Annotated in this window: 16 protein-coding genes and 2 tRNA genes; all 18 read right to left on the minus strand. The window is 58.5% G+C overall.

The features are described from left to right. Positions 1–76: transfer RNA gene (locus tag FGQ67_RS02560), tRNA-Gly, on the minus strand. Positions 77–181: 105 nt separating this feature from the next. Further along, positions 182–928 carry an anti-sigma factor antagonist gene (locus FGQ67_RS02565; protein ID WP_138339837.1) on the minus strand — a complete coding sequence of 249 codons (747 nt, stop codon included), beginning with the start codon at positions 926–928 and terminating at the stop codon, positions 182–184. 78 nt (positions 929–1006) lie between these two features. After that, the gene (locus FGQ67_RS02570; protein WP_138339838.1) at positions 1007–3352 is read right to left on the minus strand and encodes a GAF domain-containing SpoIIE family protein phosphatase; all 2346 of its coding nucleotides are present in this window, start codon (positions 3350–3352) and stop codon (positions 1007–1009) included. A gap of 59 nt (positions 3353–3411) precedes the next feature. Further along, a tRNA-Leu gene (locus FGQ67_RS02575) sits at positions 3412–3501 on the minus strand. 597 nt (positions 3502–4098) lie between these two features. Further along, on the minus strand, positions 4099–5127 hold the full coding sequence (locus FGQ67_RS02580; protein WP_022094888.1) for an ABC transporter ATP-binding protein: 1029 nt from the start codon (positions 5125–5127) through the stop codon (positions 4099–4101). Continuing rightward, positions 5127–6218 carry an ABC transporter ATP-binding protein gene (locus FGQ67_RS02585; protein WP_022094887.1) on the minus strand — a complete coding sequence of 364 codons (1092 nt, stop codon included), beginning with the start codon at positions 6216–6218 and terminating at the stop codon, positions 5127–5129. The genes FGQ67_RS02580 and FGQ67_RS02585 overlap by 1 nt, the downstream gene beginning before the upstream one ends. Before the next feature lie 2 nt (positions 6219–6220). Beyond that, complete coding sequence (locus FGQ67_RS02590) at positions 6221–7156, minus strand: ABC transporter permease (RefSeq protein WP_035138881.1); 936 nt, start codon at positions 7154–7156, stop codon at positions 6221–6223. Between the two features lie 14 nt (positions 7157–7170). Continuing rightward, complete coding sequence (locus FGQ67_RS02595; RefSeq protein ID WP_138339839.1) at positions 7171–8208, minus strand: ABC transporter permease; 1038 nt, start codon at positions 8206–8208, stop codon at positions 7171–7173. 156 nt (positions 8209–8364) lie between these two features. Beyond that, a complete protein-coding gene (locus tag FGQ67_RS02600) occupies positions 8365–10041 on the minus strand; it encodes a peptide ABC transporter substrate-binding protein (protein WP_138339840.1) in 1677 nt (558 codons plus the stop codon). A gap of 291 nt (positions 10042–10332) precedes the next feature. Next, positions 10333–10587, minus strand: a complete 255-nt coding sequence (gene secG / locus FGQ67_RS02605) for a preprotein translocase subunit SecG (RefSeq protein ID WP_006236144.1) — start codon at positions 10585–10587, stop codon at positions 10333–10335. A gap of 164 nt (positions 10588–10751) precedes the next feature. Continuing rightward, on the minus strand, positions 10752–12305 hold the full coding sequence (gpmI, locus tag FGQ67_RS02610) for a 2,3-bisphosphoglycerate-independent phosphoglycerate mutase (protein ID WP_117877273.1): 1554 nt from the start codon (positions 12303–12305) through the stop codon (positions 10752–10754). Between the two features lie 5 nt (positions 12306–12310). Beyond that, positions 12311–13078 (minus strand): triose-phosphate isomerase, encoded by a 768-nt coding sequence (gene tpiA, locus FGQ67_RS02615; RefSeq protein WP_022094882.1) that lies wholly within the window; start codon positions 13076–13078, stop codon positions 12311–12313. Beyond that, positions 13071–14261 (minus strand): phosphoglycerate kinase, encoded by a 1191-nt coding sequence (locus FGQ67_RS02620; protein ID WP_006236149.1) that lies wholly within the window; start codon positions 14259–14261, stop codon positions 13071–13073. Before FGQ67_RS02620 ends, tpiA begins: the two co-directional genes overlap by 8 nt. A 140-nt stretch (positions 14262–14401) precedes the next feature. Then, the gene (gene gap / locus FGQ67_RS02625; RefSeq protein WP_022094880.1) at positions 14402–15427 is read right to left on the minus strand and encodes a type I glyceraldehyde-3-phosphate dehydrogenase; all 1026 of its coding nucleotides are present in this window, start codon (positions 15425–15427) and stop codon (positions 14402–14404) included. A gap of 193 nt (positions 15428–15620) precedes the next feature. Then, positions 15621–16550, minus strand: coding sequence for a DNA-binding protein WhiA (gene whiA / locus FGQ67_RS02630; RefSeq protein WP_138339841.1), 930 nt, complete (start codon positions 16548–16550; stop codon positions 15621–15623). Positions 16551–16556: 6 nt separating this feature from the next. Continuing rightward, on the minus strand, positions 16557–17477 hold the full coding sequence (rapZ, locus tag FGQ67_RS02635; protein WP_022094878.1) for an RNase adapter RapZ: 921 nt from the start codon (positions 17475–17477) through the stop codon (positions 16557–16559). Between the two features lie 101 nt (positions 17478–17578). Then, positions 17579–18265: an N-acetylmannosamine-6-phosphate 2-epimerase gene (locus FGQ67_RS02640; protein ID WP_022094877.1), complete on the minus strand. Its 687-nt coding sequence runs from the start codon at positions 18263–18265 to the stop codon at positions 17579–17581. A 70-nt stretch (positions 18266–18335) separates the two neighbouring features. Beyond that, positions 18336–19301, minus strand: coding sequence for an ROK family protein (locus FGQ67_RS02645; protein WP_138339842.1), 966 nt, complete (start codon positions 19299–19301; stop codon positions 18336–18338). Positions 19302–19432: the final 131 nt, after the last annotated feature.

The following is a 19432-nucleotide window of genomic DNA, read 5'->3' on the forward strand; positions in this document are numbered from 1 at the left end:
TGGAGCGGACAACGGGGCTCGAACCCGCGACCCCAACCTTGGCAAGGTTGTGCTCTACCAACTGAGCCATGTCCGCTTGCGGGTTATTAATTTACGCGAGTTGTCCAAAAGACGCAAGTACTTTTTTCAAAAAAGTTGCCTGCCGCATGTTCTTGGTAGCTAAACGCGCCAAAGCGATTGGCTAGGCACACGATTCCAGCGCTCCGCTAAACAGCTTCACCATCTGCACGCGCGTGCCAGCGCCGTCTGTACGACGAGCAACATCCACGTTATCGACGAGCAAACGCATAAGCTTGATACCACGGCCGCGCTCCTCAGATGCGACCGGTTCGCTCGTTTCATCGATAGAATAGCCAGCACCTCGATCAAGCACCTCAACCACGACGCGATCGCCATAGGCCTGAACCGTCAGGACGCACCCGATACCGCCCGCATGGTCATAGGCATTACCCAGCGCCTCCCCCGACGCCAATGCGACATCGTAGCGCTCGTCGCGGCGCAACGGAAGCGATTCAAGGAGTTCGGCGATGCGATGTCGGTAGTATGGAAGATTCTCGATACCCTGACGGACCTCGACGCTCTTACTCCAGCGAGGCAGCTCCCCCACCGGAATGGCGGGAATAGACTCCCGTGCCGGCCCCGCGACATGAAGGATATCGACAAGACGAGCAATCTCCAAAAAGCGAACAACTTCACCTGATGCATTGACGAGCGAAAGCAGGCCTTCTCGCCTCATGAGCTCACGAGCGCGCGCAAGCAGGAATGCCAAGCCCGTCGAATCGATAAAGCTAACAGTCTGACAGTTGATGACGACACGACGCACGCCGCGGCCAATCAAAGCATCCAACCGCCGACGCAACGCAGGCACCGTGGCGATGTCGATATCGCCTGGTGGCGTCAAAACCGCTATGTCATTCCACTCATTCATACGACCATGGTTCCCCAAAAAAGCCCACTCGATGCATTCGTTTCCCCAACCGTACGGATTCAGCCCGCCCAGCGTCGTCTATGAACGACCCCGTAAAAACTCAAGGGACACCAATGCAATGTCATCGTCCAGCGCCGATTCGGTAAATCGGTCAAGCTCGCCCAAGACCTTGCCGCAAATGCCCGACACGCCCTCCCCCGAAACAGAAAGCAGAAGGTCGCGCAAGCGCTGCTCGCCAAAGAACGCTCCGGTGCGGTCGCGGGCCTCAATCGTTCCATCCGTATACATGAAGAGCATGTCGCCGGGGGCGAACGTAAACACGCCTGTCTCGTACACCATGCTCTCAAAGGCACCGATTACGCCCGATTGGCATCCAAGCAGCTCGACCTCTCCCCCACGGGACTCGCCGCCACCCAGCGGCATCGACTCTGGCCTGATGACCATGGTCGGAGGATGGCCCGCCGAACAATACGTTGCGCGTCCGGCTTTAAGGTCAATCTTGGCGATAAAGGCTGTCACGAACGTCTCGACCCTCGAAAAGCCCATGAGCATGCTGTTAAGGGAGCGTGCCATGCGGGCCGGTCCAGCGCCCTCCCAGGCATATGCCGTCAGGGCCGTCTTGACGAGCGCGGACATCGATGCGGCCTCAATGCCTTTGCCAGACACATCACCCAGAATCATGACGGCGCAGTCGTCGGGAAGACGGATGAGCGTATAGAAATCGCCGCCGACCAACGCCGAGTTCGTGGCCGACAGGTACACCGAATCGGTTGCGATACCCGGAACATCCCCCAGGGAATTTCTCATGCCGATCTGGAGGGTCTGAGCGATATGGCGCTCCTCGCGCTTTTGAGATTCGCCTTCATAGATCAGTTCAAAGTCATGCGCCAAGTGCACCAAGTAGTCATATTCAAGGTCATCAATCGGCTCTTGGCTACCATCACGAAGCAGCAGCGCGCGCGTAGTCGGGCTCTTCGCAACAGAAGCAGGAACAATCGCGTCGTTACTGTGTTTGCCATCACCCTCAGAGCGCGGGCGCCCCGCCTCGATGCCGGAGTCGACGTAGAGACCTTGACAAGGCAGACCATGCGCCCTAAGCCAGCCTCCCATAGGCATCGATTCGTCAACGCGAGTTATACGGACGTGTTTAAGGTCCTCGGCACTCGTGCCGCCCAAAACAGATGCCTCAAAGCCATCAGGGCCAGCCCCCAGACGTGCCGCCGGCGCCGTCGTGGAAAAGAAAAGCTTCTCGGGATCGTCCGGCAAAGCAACGCGACTGCCGCCTTCAAAATCTATGACGTAGGAGTCCAGACTGGCGTCATACTCAACAGGGCAAAAATGGCAGTTGAGCATATTGCAGATCTCGGACGATACCGCCTGGGTAGCCGCGGCGGAATCGTCTAGAAAGGTAAACAACTCATCACGTAAGACATTGAGCGAGCGGCCAAGCTCGGCCGTACGACGAGAGCGAAGGCTCGATGCCATGCCGACCAGCTGGATAGACAGGTAATCGCAAATGACCTCGAGTACATTAACGTCATAGGCGAGCGGTGCCTGGGGGCGTTTCCAACCAACTTCCAGCACGCCAAGGATCTGCGTACCGTAAAAAACGGGAAGACAGATCTCGCTGCGGTACGGAGGCATATCCTGCACGCGCAACAGGTGCTTAGAACGATTGTCCAAGTCCATGAACATACCGGAGGCGGCCCTATCGCCCTCAAGGTCCTGTTGAATCGACAAGCGACAGGCACGCGACTCGCGAAGAACATACGTCGGAATGCCAGCGCCATACGGCAAAAACTCGGGCAGGTAGCTATCGTACAGCTCCTTGGAAACACCGCGTAGCTTAAAACCGCCGCTCTCAGAAAAATAGATAGCGGCACCCGAAGCATCGAGTGTTCCTACAAGCTGGTTCAAAACGGTATCAAGCAGGCTGGGTAACTCATCGGAGCCCACAGTGCTCATAATGACCGAGAGCGTGCCAGAGAGGCGCTTGTTCGCCACTCTAAGCTCCGAAAGCGCACGCTTGAGCTGACGGTCGTGCGAATACTGTTCTTCGATGCTATGGAGCGCCACCAGAACACGTGGCGCGCGGCGCCCAAAGATGCGTGGAGGCGTTACGGAGCCTGCACGAACCAAGACGGGGAAAAAGGAGCCGTCACTCAGCTTGAGCATCAGTTCGTTCTCGGAGCCATCAGTTTCAAATGGCAGACGATGTTCCGTCGCACGTTCAAAAGCGGACGAGTACAGGACGTCTTTAACATCTCCACCGATGACGTCGGCGCGTTCCTCGCACATCAAACCAAGTAAGCGATTATTCACATGCAGAATGGTTCCGTCGAGCTCGCAGATGATGACAGCATCGCTCGTGATCTCGACTAGTTGGGCAACGTCTGCCCACTCGTTGCGTTCAAGCGTTTCCATCGTGGACCCCACCGTCTATCGGTAACAAAAAAGCCTCCGAAGAGGCTTCTCAAATGCGATGGTGTCGGAGGCGGGACTTGAACCCGCATGACCAAAAAGCGGTCACTAGCACCTCAAGCTAGCGCGTCTGCCAATTCCGCCACTCCGACATGCTATGTTGTTGATTCACGGTTCGTTTTGTTGGACCCGCGCGTTCAACGAGGAAGATAATAACCTATGATTCGAGAACTGTGCAAGCACTTTTTTCAAAAAAGTTTACGAATTTGTAAATGTGCAGGTAGACGGACCTGTTCGGGCCGGAATGAGGTCGCTTTCCAACGCGTCCTCGGGCATGCGGCATTATTTTGCTCCGCGCTTCGCGCTACAAAATAATGCCGCCCCCTGCGGAATGCGTTGGAAAGCGACCTCATTCCGGCCCTAGGAGTATGTACTCCGGACACAGTTCTCAAACATGTTCTGGGGGCTGATGCAAATTTGGTGGCTCGGCAAAGCCGAGCCCTTATATGGGGAGGCCGGAGCCAAAGCTCCGGCCTCACTCAATTTCTTATTAGATAAAGTGAGCGATCAAGGAATCGCACCCCTCTGCAGTGGTAACACAGGGCCCGTGCTGGACTTAGTTTTCAGAACATTCCGCAGACCAGGAAACCCCCTTATCCGCAGCTCCGAAGGAGCAGGATAAGGGGGTTTCCATGGTCGAGGACGTTCTGAAAACTAAGTCCAGCACGGGCCCGGACGAGAACAACCGACTACAGGTCGATGTGCGATTCCTTGATCGGGAACGGCTCCGCGAAGTGGCAGGCGCAGCAGTGGCCCGGGGCAACTTCCTTAAACTCAGGAAGCTTCTCGGAGCAGATACCCTGCGCGATCGGGCAGCGCGTGTGGAAACGGCAGCCGGTCGGCGGATCCAGCGGCGACGGCGGGTCGCCAGCGAGGATGATGCGCTTGCGGGTCTTCTGTATATCAGGATCGGGCACCGGCACGGCAGACAGCAGCGACTGCGTGTACGGATGGTGAGGCTCACTATAGAGCGTCTTCCAGTCCGAAACCTCAACCATCTTGCCCAGATACATAACGGCAACGCGATCGGAAATGTGCTGCACGACAGACAGGTCGTGGGCGATAAACAGATACGCGGTACCGAACTTGTCCTGCAGTTCCTTGAGCAGGTTCAGAACCTGGGCCTGAATGGAAACATCCAGAGCGGAAACCGGCTCGTCGCAGATAATCAGCTTGGGCTTCAGCGCAAAAGCGCGGGCAATGCCGACACGCTGACGCTGACCGCCGGAGAACTCATGCGGATAGCGGTTGATGTGCTCGGGGTTCAAACCGACAACGTCAAGCAGCTCACGGACACGCTCGATACGCTCCTCCTTGGTGCCCACGCCGTGAATGGTCATGGGCTCGGAGACGATCTCGCCGATGGTCATACGAGGGTTCAGCGAAGCATAGGGATCCTGGAAGATGAACTGCATCTCGCGACGCATGTCCTTAATCTCATGCTTGCTCATCTCTGCAACATCTTTGCCCTGGAAGAACACCTTACCGGCGGTCGGCTTGGTCAGACGCATGATGGTGCGGCCCGTCGTGGACTTGCCGCAACCAGACTCGCCAACCAGACCAAAGGTCTCGCCAGGATAAATCTCAAAAGAGATGTCATTTACAGCAGAGACGACACGCTTGGAGAAGCGCTTGGCGAACATGCCGGACTCAGCGGGAAACTCCTTAGAGAGGTGCTCGACCTTCAGCAGCGGAGTGCGCTCGTTGGTATCTGCCATTACGCCTCGCCTCCCTTCTTGGAATCCTTGCGCGTACGGGACGTCTCAGGAGCGTTCTTGAGGAACTCGGGGTCACCGGAGTAGTGGCACGCAGAGTAATGACCAGACTCGGTGACAACGCGCTCGGGGCGCTGCTTGCGGCACTTGTCCGTCGCATAGGGGCAGCGAGGAGAGAAGACGCAGCCCTCAGGCAGGTTCATGAGCGAAGGCGGGTTGCCGTGAATCGGCGTAAGAGGCTTCTTCTCTTCGATGGCCTGCTCCGGGATGGAGCGGATAAGGCCCCAGGTGTAGGGGTGGCGGCTCTCGTAGAAGATTTCCTCAGCAGTACCGAACTCGACGGGACGGCCGGCGTACATAACCATAATCTTGTCAGCCATATCGGCGACAACGCCCAGGTCATGGGTAATCATGATGATGGCGTTGCCGTTCTTCTCCTGCATTTCCTGCATAAGCTCAATAATCTGAGCCTGAATGGTAACGTCCAGGGCAGTCGTGGGTTCGTCAGCAATCAGAATATCGGGATCACAGGCAAGAGCCATAGCAATCATGACGCGCTGACGCATACCGCCAGAGAACTGGTGCGGATACTCATTGACGCGCTTCTCGGGCTCGGGGATACCCACAAGGTCCAAAAGCTCGGTAGCGCGCTTGAGCGCCTCCTGCTTGGAGTAGCCACGGTGCAGACGAAGACCCTCGCCCACCTGCTTGCCGATCTTATAGACCGGGTTCAAGGAGGTCATAGGATCCTGGAAGATCATCGCGATATCGTTACCGCGAATGTGCTGCATCTCTTCCTCGGTCATCTCGAGAATAGAACGACCGCGATAGCGAACGTCGCCGCCCTCGATCTTTCCCGGAGGCATCGAGATAAGGCCCATGATGGTCATGGCGGTCACGGACTTACCGGAGCCGGACTCACCGACGACGCCCAGGGTCTCGCCGCGATCGAGCGTGTAGGAGACACCGTCGACAGCGCGAACGACGCCATCCTCGGTGTGGAAATACATCTTTAGGTCATCGACCTCGAGCAGATGCTGGCCCTCGGGAACCGGCTGGTCCTTCAGGTCCACATAGTTCTTGTTCTTCTTCATCCTTATGCGTCCTTCATCTTGACGTCGAGGGCGTCGCGCAGACCGTCACCCAGCAGGGTGAAGGCGAGCACCGTCGAGAGAATTGCCAGACCGGGCATGATCATCATCCAGGGAGCAGTCAGAAGATACTGCTGACCGTCCTGAATCATGGAGCCCCACGAAGGCGTAGGCGGGATAACGCCCATGCCGAGGAAGGACAGAGCGGACTCGGTCAGAATGGCGCCACCGATGTTCATGGTCGCGTAGACCACGATGGAGGCGACGGAGTTCGGGAAGATGTGACGCACGACGATACGAGCATCAGATGCACCCATCGCGCGCGCAGCATCAACATAGTCGTTTTCCTTGACGGTCAAGATCGCAGAGCGGAAGACGCGCGCAATCGAAGGCCAGCCGAGAATACCAATGGCGATAAAGACGTTCTGAAGACCGCGGCCGATAACGGCGATCATGGCGACAACGAACAGCACGTACGGGAACGCCAGGAAGATGTCCGCACAGCGCATGATGATCGTATCCCAGATGCCGCCGTAGAAACCGGCCAGAGCACCCATGACCAGACCGATCAGCGTGGAAATCGCGGTGGCCATAATTCCGACAGACAGCGAAACGCGCGCACCGTAGATAACGCGGACGAGAATGTCACGACCAAGGGCGTCGGTGCCAAACGGGTGCTCTGCACACGGAGCCAGCAGCGACGTCTCGGCCATGGTGGTCGAGTCGGAAGCCGTCGGAGAACCGAGCCAGGGCTTAGCCCACAGATCTGCGGTCAGGGCAACCACAACGACGATGATGATCCAACAGACACCGATAACGGCGAGTTTGTTCTTACGAAGACGCTTAAAAGCGTCGCCCCACAGCGTGCGGGACTTCGCGGGAGCAGATGCGGCCTTGGTGGCGGTAGCCTGCTCCTGAGACTGAGAATCAGTTTCCTGCATGAGACGTACCTCCCTTAGGCCTTATCCGACGGACCGCCAAGGCGGATGCGCGGGTCGAGGAATGCATAGCTAATGTCGACGAGCAGGTTGATCACCATGACGACGACAACGATGAGCGTAACGCCGCCCATAACGATGGGCCAGTCACGCATGCTAATGGCGCGATAGACCTCATAGCCGATACCGGGCCAGTTAAAGACCGTCTCGGTCAGGATGGCGCCCGAAAGCATGCCGCCAAAGTCGACACCAATATAGGTAACGACGGGGATGAGTGCATTCTTAAGCGCATGCTTGACGATGATCGCGCGATTGGAGAGACCCTTGGCCTTTGCCGTACGGATGTAATCCTGGTTCATGACGTCAAGCAGCTGCGAGCGCATAATGCGGGCGGCGTAAGCGGTCGAAACCGAAGCCAGCGTAATGGTCGGAAGCACATAGTGCATCCAATCCTGATACTGAGAGCTGGAACCGCCGGCACCCGAGATCGGCATGGAGATTGCACCGCCCGTGGCATCCTTGAGGATGACGCCAAAGAACAGCTGCAGCAACATACCGAGCCAGAAGGCCGGGACCGCAACGAGGATCGACGTGGTGAGCGTTACCAAAATATCCCAGAAGGAATAACGCTTTACCGCCGAAATGATACCCGCACCGATACCCATGATTGCCTCGAGCACGATGGCGCACGCGGCAAGTTTGATCGTATACGGATACTTCTGGGCAAAGATATCCGTAACCGGCAGCTTGCGCTGATACGAATTGCCCAGATCGCCATGAAGCAGGCCGTTCATGTAATACAAGTAACGGTCCACGAGCGACGTTTGAACGGGATCGCCGTTCTCGTCAAGGATCGCGTTGCCGTCCTCGTCCGACTGGACTAGGTGATAGCGGACGCGAAGCTGAAGCTCCACCTCGGGGGACAGAGCCTTGTCTCCACCGATCAGCTTGATCGGATCTCCCGGCACGATATTCTGGAGGGCGAACAGAATCAGCGTAACGCCCAAAAACACCGGGATGAACTGAAGCACACGTTTAACGATGTACTTACCCATACCACTCCCCTATCTAGGGATTAACCTAAATGGGATGCCGATCGCCAGACCGGCATCCCAAAATTACCATCAGCCAGTTTACCCCAGGTTAGGGAGAACTGTATGTTTCCCATGAGGTCTACGTAAATACTTGACCCTCACGGAAGCTGCAAACTCTTAGGCGAGCTCAGCGGTACCCAGCTCGGCATGCTTCTGCGGATCGACATAGAGGTGCTTGATGCGATCGGAGCCGACGATGGTGTGCGTGTAGAACATCACCGGGATGACCGGGCAGTCGGCAGCGACCATTGCATCGGCCTCCTGCATCTTAGCGACGCGCTCCTCGTCGTCAACAATAGTACGAGCCTCGTCGACCTTGGCGTCGAACTCGGGGTTGCTGTAACCAGAGCGGTTGTCGCCACCGAGGGAGTCGGAGTGGAACAGCGGATACAGGAAGTTGTCCATGATCGGGTAGTCGGCAATCCAACCCAGACGACCGAACTGATAGTTAAAGTTCTGATACTGCTCGAGCAGGGCAGACCACTCGGGGGTATCGGAGACAGCGGTAACGCCAACCTTGGCGAGGTCGCCGATGATGGACTCCATGATCTCCTTGTGACCGCCGTCCTGGTTGTAGGAAAGGGTCACGCTAATGCCACGATCCCCGTTAGCGCCAGCGGGAGCAACCTTGTCGAGGTACTCGTTAGCCTTGTCGACATCGTAGGCGCAGAACTCCCATGCGCCCTCCTTGTAGCCATCGATGCCCGGAGGAACAATGCCGTCGGCAGGGGTACGGGTACCCTTGAAGATGGTCTTGCAGATGGCCTCACGGTTGATGGCCAGGGAGATGCCCCTACGCAGGTCGGCGTTGTTGAACGGCTCGGCCGTGGTATTGCAGGTCAGATAGTACGTGGAAGGCTCGGCGCCGAGCAGCATGCGCTCGCCGTCACCCATGGTGTAGCCGTCCTTGGACACGCCGCGATCCTTCTTGGCGGCATCGATCTGAGCAACGGGAACGTCGCAGACATCGAGGTTACCGGCCTGGAACTCCTTGTAAGCAGTCTCCATGTCCTTGATGACCTGGAAGTGGATGCCATCGATCTTGGCCTTGTCGCCATAGTAATCGTCGAACTTCTTGAGGTTGATCTCCTGACCATCCTCCCACTTGCCGTCCATCATGAACGGGCCGTTACCGACCGGTGCAAGATAGAAGCTCTTGACATCGGACTCGGCGCACTCGGGAACCGGGGCCAGAGCCGGGTGAGAGGCGACGAAGGGGAAGTCGGCGTAAGCGGAAGACAGCTTGACGACGAGGGTCTCATCGTCGGGGCAAGTAACACCGCTGAGCTCGGTAGCGTTACCGGCAAGCAGGTCGTCATAGCCCTCGACCATAGAAAGGTGATAGGAGACCTCGGAAGGGCCGTACTCGGTAGCGATGGCCGACTTGGTGTTGACCAGACGCTCCCAACCGAGCTTGAAGGACTTGGAGGTAACGTCGTCACCGTTGTGGAACTTGGCCTTCTTGATCTTGAAGGTGAACTCGGTGGCGTCCTCGTTGGCCTCAAAGGACTCGCAAGCCAGCGGAACGATCTCGCCCTTCTCGGCGTCATAAGAGGTCAGAGCATCAAAGAGCTGGTACTCGACCTGAGTGCCCTGGTCCTCCTGGACGTTATAGGGGTCGATGCAGACCGGGTTGTTGATGTAGAAGTTCAGCGTCGAACCGGACTCAGAACCGGAAGCGTCGCCGCCCTTCTTGCCGCATGCGGCAAGAAAAGCCATGGAGCTCGCAGCAAGGGTACCGCCGACAAAGGCGCGACGACCCATAACGGGCTGGTGGAACATAGAATCAGCCATGCCATCCTCCTTATGAGATAGGACAAAGTAAGTTCGGTCGGGCAACGTCAAGACAGCCCAATCGAACCATTCAAACGCGGTCCGCCGTTTTGGCTGGTTATACAAAGCGGACCAACGTATTGCAATATAGTAGCGCATTTTATGCACGATTTGGGGCTAATTCCGGTTAACGGTCGAGATTTTCTTTAGTTGGGCGAAGTATATGAGGATATTTTGACTCTGTTACAAATATGTAAACAAAAAGGGTCCCGCACTTGCGGGACCCTTTTCAAGTATTTATGCGGCTCGTGATTAGTAGCCCACGATGCCCTGCGGGAAGAAGAACATGCACAGCACGACGCACACGGCAAACACGACAGCCATGATGACGGTCAGGCGGTCAAGGTTCTGCTCCATAACGCCCGTGGCAGAGCTGGAGTTATACAGCGAGCTGGCAATCATATCCGAAACGCCGGTACCCTTACCGGAATGCATCAGGACGAGAATCGTCAGCGCCACGGCAGAAACAGCCCAAACGACAAACAGAAGAATCTGGAACGGACCCATAGATAAGCTCCTTAATAGAACAGTTCAAACTCCAGTACTGTACCACAATCCCCCGCTCTCCCCTACCTGCCACTCAAGGACGGGGTGGAAATGGCAGAAATACCAAAAAGGGGGTTGTCCGGTTGTGGACAACCCCCTTGCTAGAAAACGGTATTTGTTTTCTATTAGGCCTCGGTAGCGAGCACGCGGCCCGTCATCTCGGCGGAAGGCTCAATACCAGCCATGGTGAGCATGGTCGGAGCGATATCGGAAAGACGGCCGTCCTCGATACCGGTGAGCTTGGCCTTCTCATCAACGATGATGAACGGCACGCGGTTGGTGGTGTGAGCCGTAAACGGATGCTTGGAACCGTCGGAAGCAACGTCAAACATGTGATCGGCGTTGCCGTGGTCGGCGGTAATCAGCGCAAAGCCGCCCTTGGCGAGAATCGCCGGGACAACCTTGGACAGGGCGTCGTCAACAGCCTCGACGGCCTTAACGGCGGCGTCGAAGACACCGGTGTGACCAACCATGTCGCAATTCGCGAAGTTCACGATGTAGAAATCAGCGCGATCCTCGTTGATGGCAGCGACAAGCTTCTCGGTAACCTCGGGAGCGCTCATCTCGGGCTGCAGATCGTAGGTAGCGACCTTGGGGGAAGCGACGAGTACGCGCTCCTCGCCCTCCTTGGGCTCCTCGATGCCGCCGTTGAGGAAGAACGTCACGTGGGCGTACTTCTCGGTCTCGGCGGTGTGCAGCTGCTTCAGGCCATTGGCGGCGATAACGTCGGCCAGGACGTTCTCGGGGAACGTCTTGGGGAAGGCGACCTCGACGTCAAACGTCGGATCGTACTCAGTCATCGTCACAAAGTGCGAAAGCTTGATCTGCTCGCGCTCAAAGCCGTCGAACTCCTTGTCCGTGAACACGCGGGTCATCTGACGGGCGCGGTCGGGACGGAAGTTGAAGAAGATGGCCGCGTCGCCCTCGTGGATGCCCTCGTTGTGGGCAGCGAAGGGCTCGACGAACTCGTCGCCGCGCGGATCCTTCTCGTAGTAGGCCTTGATACCGGCAACGGGGTCGGTATCAGCATCGGACGCGTTGACCATGACGTCGTAGGCGCGCTGGATGCGCTCCCAACGATTATCGCGGTCCATGGCCCAATAACGGCCCGAGACGGTGGCAACGCGAGCGTCGCAACCGGTCTCCTCAGAGATCTTAGCCAGGAAGGCGCAGAACTCACTCATGTAACCGGCACCGGACTGCGGGTCAACGTCACGGCCATCCATGAAGGCGTGGACGCGAACGGTCTTGACACCATGCTCGGCAGCCATCTTGACCAGAGCCTCGACGTGGTTCATGTGAGAATGAACACCGCCAGGGCTCATAAGACCCATGAGGTGGAGAGTCTTGCCGTCAGCCTTGACGTCGTCCATAGCCTTGACGAAGACCTCGTTCTTGGCGATGGAGCCATCCTTGATGGCGTTGTTGATGCGCGAAAGCTCCTGGAACACGATGCGGCCGGCACCGATGTTGAGGTGACCCACCTCGGAGTTGCCCATCTGACCGTCGGGAAGGCCCACGTCCTCGCCCGAAGCACCGAGCGTGGTGTGAGGATACTTCTCGTACAGGCTATCAAGGAAGGGCGTCTTGGCAGCGGCGACGGCGTTCTCGCCATCGGCCGGAGCCAGGCCGCAGCCGTCCATGATGATCAGGAGTGCAGGAAGATGACGCTGTGCCATATGTCCTACTCGCCTGCCTTGACGACCATAGAGGCGAAGTCGGCAGCCTTGAGCGAAGCGCCGCCCACGAGGGCGCCGTCAACGTCGGGCTTGGCGACGAGCTCGGCGATGTTGCCGGGCTTGGCGGAACCGCCATACAGCACGCGGATGCCGTTAGCGAGCTCCTCGCCGAACATCTCCTTGAGGGTCTCACGGATAGCGCCGCAGACCTCCTGAGCGTCCTCGGCGGTAGCGGTCTTGCCGGTGCCGATGGCCCAGATGGGCTCGTAGGCGACGACGACCTGCTTGGGGCAGGTGATCTCAAGACCAGCAAGGCCAGCCTTGACCTGGTTCACGACGTGCTCGACATAGGTGCCGGCCTCGCGGACCTCGAGGGACTCGCCGCAGCAGAAGACGGGAACAAGACCGGCGGCAACGAGGGCCTTGGCCTTCTTGTTCTGGTCCTCGTCAGTCTCGTGGAAGTAGTCACGACGCTCGGAGTGGCCGATGATGCAGTAGGTGCAGCCAGCGGACTTGAGCATGTCGCAAGAGGACTCACCGGTGAAGGCACCCTTGGCCTCCCAGTACACGTTCTGTGCACCGAGGGCGATGGGGGCAGCCTGAATGCGGTCATGAACCGTGGTGATGTCGATGGTCGGAGGGCAGACGAGCACCTCGACGCCAGCCGGAACCTCGGGCAGAGCCTGAGCCAGCTCGTCGGCGAGCTTGGCGGCCTCGGCGACGTCGTTGTTCATCTTCCAGTTACCAGCGATAAGAAGGGTGCGATTAGGCATCGAGAAGCGCCTCCACTCCGGGCAGGGCCTTACCCTCGACGAGCTCCATGGAAGCGCCACCACCGGTGGAGATCCAGCTCATCTTGTCGGCCAGGTTGAACTTGTTGACAGCTGCGACGGAGTCACCACCGCCGATAATCGAGGTGCAGTCGGCCTCAGCAACAGCCTCGGCGATAGCCTGGGTGCCGTGAGCGAAGTTATCGAACTCGAAGACGCCCATGGGGCCATTCCAGAACACGGTCTTGGCGCCCTTGACGGCCTCGGCGTAAAGTTCCTCGGTCTTGGGGCCGATGTCCATACCCTCACGATCGTCGGGGATAGCGTCGGAAGCGACAACCTCGGGGACAGCGTCCTCGCCAAAGTGATCGGCAACGCGGTTGTCGATGGGGAGCAGGATCTTGACGCCCTTCTCCTCGGCCTTCTTGAGCATCTCGCCAGCGCGCTCGACCCAGTCCTCTTCCTTGAGGGACTGACCGACGGACAGGCCCTGAGCCAGGAAGAAGGTGTAGGCCATACCGCCACCGATAATCAGGGTGTCAGCAGAGTCGATGAGGTGATCGAGAACGCCGATCTTGGAGGAAACCTTGGAACCGCCGACGATGGCGACGAAGGGGCGCTCGGGCTCGGCGAAGATGCCGGTCAGCGTGTCGACCTCCTTCTCGAGCAGGAAGCCGGCGACGGCAGGCAGGTAAGCGGCGGGGCCCACGACGGAACCCTGGGCGCGGTGAGCGGTGCCGAAGGCATCGAGAACGAAGACGTCACCATAGGAAGCGAGCTTCTTGGCGATCTCGGGATCGTTCTTCTTCTCACGCTTGTCAAAACGGACGTTCTCGAGAACGAGGACCTTGCCCGGCTCGACGGCGGCGACAGCCTCAGCAGCCTTCTCGCCGTAGGTGTCGGCGACAAAGGCAACGTCGAGACCAGAGAGCTCAGCGAGCTTCTTGGCGACGGGCTCAAGGGACAGCTCGGGCTGGAAGCCAGTGCCCTCGGGACGGCCGAGGTGGCTCATGAGGATGACGCGAGCGTTGTGCTCAACGAGGTAGTTGATGGTGGGCAGGGCAGCCTTGATACGGGTGGTGTCGCCAACGACGCCATCCTTGATAGGCACGTTAAAGTCAACGCGGACGAGAACGCGCTTTCCGTCGACATCGATGTCGCGGACGGTCTTCTTGGTAAAGGCCATGTTTGCTTCTACCTTTCGTACGTGTCTGCCTCCCATTACGGCAGACGATTTCTTATAAAAAGGGCGCGACCCTAGGGTGTAAGCCCTATAAGGCCGCGCCCTTCTTTAGACGCTCAACGAGCTATTCGCTAAAAGCTAAATTAAGCAACGAACTTCTCGAAGTACTTGATGGTGCGGACCATCTGAGAGGTGTAGGAGTTCTCGTTGTCGTACCAAGAGGTGACCTGAACGAGGGTCTGGCCGTTGCCGAGGTCAGAGCACATGGTCTGAGTGGCGTCGAAGATGGAGCCGTGGGTCTCGCCGATGATGTCGGTGGAGACGATGTCGTCCTCGTTGTAACCGAAGGTCTCGGAGATGGTGGCAGCGTAGGCCTTCATAGCAGCGTTGACCTCGTCGACGGTGACCTTCTTGTCAACGACAGCGTAGAGGTTGGTGATGGAGCCGGTCGGCGTCGGGACGCGCTGGGCGGCACCGATGAGCTTACCGTTGAGCTCGGGGAGAACCAGGCCGATAGCCTTGGCAGCACCGGTGGTGTTGGGGACGATGTTGACGGCGCAGGCGCGGCTACGACGCTTGTTGCCCTTGCGCTGCGGGCCGTCGAGCGGCATCTGGTCGCCAGTCCAGGCGTGAATGGTGGTCATGATGCCGGACACGATGGGAGCGAAGTCGTTCAGACCCTTGGCCATCGGGGCGAGGCAGTTGGTGGTGCAGGAAGCAGCGGAGATGATGTTGTCCTCAGCGGTCAGCGTCTCATGGTTGACGTTGTACACGATGGTGGGCAGATCGCTGCCGGCCGGAGCGGAGATGACGACCTTCTTGGCGCCAGCGTTGATGTGGGCCTGAGCCTTAGCCTTGCTGGTGTAGAAGCCGGTGCACTCGAGAACGACGTCGACGTCGAGGTCGCCCCAAGGCAGGTTGTTGGCGTCGGCCTCCTTGTAGATCTTGATCTCCTTGCCGTCAACGGTGATGGAATCCTCGCCAGCAACGACCTCGTGATCGCGAGCGTAGTTGCCCTGCGTGGAGTCGTACTTCAGCAGGTAAGCGAGCATATCGGGAGAGGTGAGGTCGTTGATAGCGACGATCTCGGAGCCCTCATGACCGAACATCTGACGGAAAGCCAGACGACCGATGCGACCGAAGCCGTTAATAGCAACCTTTACTGCCATTGTGTCTCCTTTCGTAAGGCCCCCGCGAGCTACAGCGCCCGCCGTTGAGGCCCACAAACTAACCACTCGCCTAATATACCTTTTTTTTGACTTGAATTTCACGAGAATGCTCGAAATTGAAAATCAAATTTGCGTTAAAACGCTTTAAAGAATAAAATAGCAGCTAAATCCGTATATAAGTCGATACTTTAACCTACCTGTTTGCTTCAATGAGCTTTTCAAGCCGTAAAACACGATGGTAGAGGGCCGACTTCGACAAGGGAGGGTCAGCCATCTCCCCTAAATCACGCAGCGAAAGATCGGGATAGCGCTCGCGCAGGTCGCAAAAGACCGCCAAGGCATCCGGAAGCGCATCGCGAAGGCCTCGCTGCTCGAGCTCATCGATAAGCGCAAGCTGATGCTGGGCAGCACCGGCGCTTCTGGTCTGGTTGGCGAGCTCGGCGTTCACGCGACGGTTCACATCGTTCTTAACCAACTTGACCGCGCGCGCCTCCTCAATCTCGGCAACGCTGCGCTTGGCACCAATCAGCTTTAATAGATGCTCGATTTCCTCGGCGCTCTTAATGTACACGGCATATGACCCCCGCCGCGCATTAACACGAGCATGGACCCCAATCTGCTCCAACAGATCGCAAAGCCCCTTGGCATATTGCTCGCCCTGCACCGCGATCTCCAAATGAAAATCGCCGCGGGGATCGGCCACGAAACCGCCGGCGATGAGCGCGCCGCGGATGTAGGCAAGCCTGCAGCAGGGACGGGCAACGATGTGCCGGGGAACACCGGCGACGAGCCCTCCCCTGCGGTCGAGAATGCCCAGCAGCACAAGAGCCTTGTCCAGGTCGGGTTGATCGGGCAGGGTAATGAGATAGTTACGGACCTTATGCAAGACCGATTTACGAACGGTGAATTCCGTTTTGAGCTTAAGGATGCGATGCGTCAGTGTGAGCATCGTGCGCGCGACGGCGCCCGTCTCGGTCGCGACCGTCAAACGATACCGCCCGGAGCCGGCCAGCGAAAGTGTACCGCTCACACGCGTCAGGGCGGCAAGCGTCGACAAATCGCAGTATTCACATTCGGGTTCGCAGCGCGCGAGCTCGTCACGCACCTCGGCGGTAAACGACATGCAGGCCTATGCTTTCGTGTTGGCGCGCGACAGGTCGCGATGGGAAATGCTCACGTGATATTGGGCACCTTCCAAATAACGTGCCGTGGCTTCGGCAATGGCAACGCTGCGGTGCTGGCCGCCTGTACAGCCGATGGCGATAGAAAGCTGCGGCTTGCCCTCCGCGATATAGCCCGGCATCACCGTATCGAGCAGCTGTGTCCAAGCCTTCCAAAACTCCTGCGTCTTGGGATGGTCCAGAACAAAATCTGAGACCTTTTTATCGAGACCGGTCATCGTGCGCATCTCGGGATCGTAGAACGGATTGGGCAGGAAGCGGACATCGATCATAATGTCCGCCTCGACGGGCATGCCGTGCTTAAAGCCAAACGAGAACACGTGGACATCCATAAGCTGCTGGTCGGACAGCTCGGAAAATGCCATACGTAGCTTGTTGCGCAGCGCAGAGGTGCGCAGGCGGCTCGTGTCGATAATCATATCGGCTCGGTCGCGCACGCCCTGCAGCTGAAGGCGCTCGCGCTGAATGGCATCGGCCGTAGTCTCCCCCGGCTTGGCAATGGGATGACGGCGGCGATTTTCGCTGTAGCGACGAATCAGCACCTCGTCAGAAGCCTCCAGGAACACGATGTCGCAGCTCATCTCGCGCTCTTCGAGCGCGGCGACCGCATCGAGCAACTCGTCAAACAGTCCCTGGCTACGCAAATCGCAGGTGACGGCGAGATGCCTGCCCACGCCCGTATTGATGCCGACGAGCTCGGCAAGCTGGGCGATGAGACGCGGAGGCAGGTTATCAATGCAAAAATAGCCCATGTCCTCGAACACGTGCATGGCCTGTGTGCGGCCCGATCCAGACATTCCGGTGATGATGACGATATCGGGGATACGCTCCGAGCGCTCCGCCGCATCCATGGCATCTCCCTTTTGCATGTGCTGCCTCCAGAAAACAAGCGCGGGACCCAGCAACCCGGATCCCGCGCGGTCAATTGCCTATATTGAGTATAGCGCCCAGAGCGGATACGAGGCCTGTCTTACGCCTCAAGCGCCGCCTTGAACCAACTCGTAATACTCGTGGGGTGCGTGATGGCGGTGCCGACGACAACGGCCCAGGCGCCAGCATCGATCGCGGCGCGAGCCTCCTCGGGCGTATGCACGCGACCCTCGCAAATGATGGGAAGGCCGGGGAATTCCTCAGTCGCCTGACGCAGGAGCGGCAGGTCGGGGCCATCGGCCATGGTGCAGTCGATGGCGGCGACGCCATGAGAAAGCGTGGTGGATACCAGGTCAAAGCCCATATCAACAGCACGGCGAATATCCTCGATGGTGGCACAATCCGCCATCAGGAGCACACCCTCCTCGTGCAGCGGGCGGAAGGTATCCTCGACCGTCTTGCCATCGGGGCGCGGACGATCGGTGGCGTCGATCGCCACGATATCGGCACCGGCAGCAACGCAGGCGCGAGCGTGACGCAGCGTCGGCGTGATGTAAACGCCCTCGTGCCCATCCTTCCACAGGCCGATGACGGGAACCTCACAGCGACCCTTAATGGCGGCAATGTCGGCAAGGCCCTGGCAGCGAATGGCGGCAGCGCCGCCGAGCTCGCAAGCGCGAGACATTTGCGCCATGGTCTCGGGCGTACGAAGCGGCTCGCCCATATACGCCTGAACGCTCACGACGAGCTTGCCCTTCAGGGATTGAATCAAAGGATCGACGGTCATAAGGCTGCAACCTTTCTCAGAACAGCCTCCCGAGGCGTGTTGTCTCGGGAGGCTCCTACAGCAGATACGTTTACTTCAACGAGGCAAGAAGATGCTCAGCAGCACCGATGAGCGGAGCATCGCCCTCCAGAGAACCGATGAGGATCGGTGTGTTCTGAAGCGGATCGAGCGCCTGGCTGGCATAGCCCTCGTGCACCGAATCCTTCCACGTCTGCGAACGCCAATCGGGACCTTGGTGAATCACGCCGCCCGAAAGCACGATGACCTCAGGGTCCAGGATGTTAGCGAGCGAGCCCAAGCTGGCGCCCAGCGCAAAGCCGGCGTCATGGATGACCTCGGTCGCCTTTGCGTCGCCCGCACGGCACAGGTCGTTCACATCGCGACCGACCGAAGGACGGCTGGGGTCGACGCGGCCAAAACGCTCATCGTACATTCGACCAATGGATGTGCCCGAAGCAACCGACTCCAGATGGCCGGAACGCCCGCAGGCGCACGGAATGCCGGCGGCAGCCGAGCACTCGATGTGGCCCATATGGCCAGCAGCACCATGGAAGCCCTGCATCACGCGGCCGTTCTCGACATATGCGCCGCCGATGCCCGTACCGATGCCAAGACACAAGACGGAGAACTTGCCCTTGCCGACGCCCCAGTGGGCCTCGCCCAGAGCATGAGCCTGCACGTCGCCTACGACGGCAACGGGAAGACCGAGGTCCTCGCGCAGACGCGGCCCCAACTGAACGCCGGACCAGCCGGGCATGATCTCGTTGGCATACGCGATGGCGCCCGTCTTGGGATCGACGACGCCGGCGGCACCGATACCGACGCCAAGGACCTCGACATCGGGATTCGCCTCGAGAGCAGCCTTGATGGACGCCTCGATACGCTGGAAGACGGCCTCGCCGCCCTCCTGGGCCTCGGTAGGAACCTCGGCCTCAAAAACGGGATGGGGCACGCTGCCGTCAGCCGGGTACTCCATGATGGCAGTCGCGATCTTAGTTCCGCCGATATCGACAGAGCAGACGTACTTGTTCTCCATGTCGCTCTCCTTAGGAGATAAAAACAACTACAGGAAATGAAGGCGGTGTTATCGCCGCAACTCAGTAAAGGTTTCCCAGGTGCCCGAGGTTGGGGTGAAAGTGGTCGGGCGTTGACCTAATGGGTCACGCC

The sequence above is a fragment of the Collinsella aerofaciens genome (assembly GCF_005845035.1).
In the GTDB taxonomy this organism is placed as follows: Bacteria; Actinomycetota; Coriobacteriia; order Coriobacteriales; family Coriobacteriaceae; genus Collinsella; species Collinsella aerofaciens_I.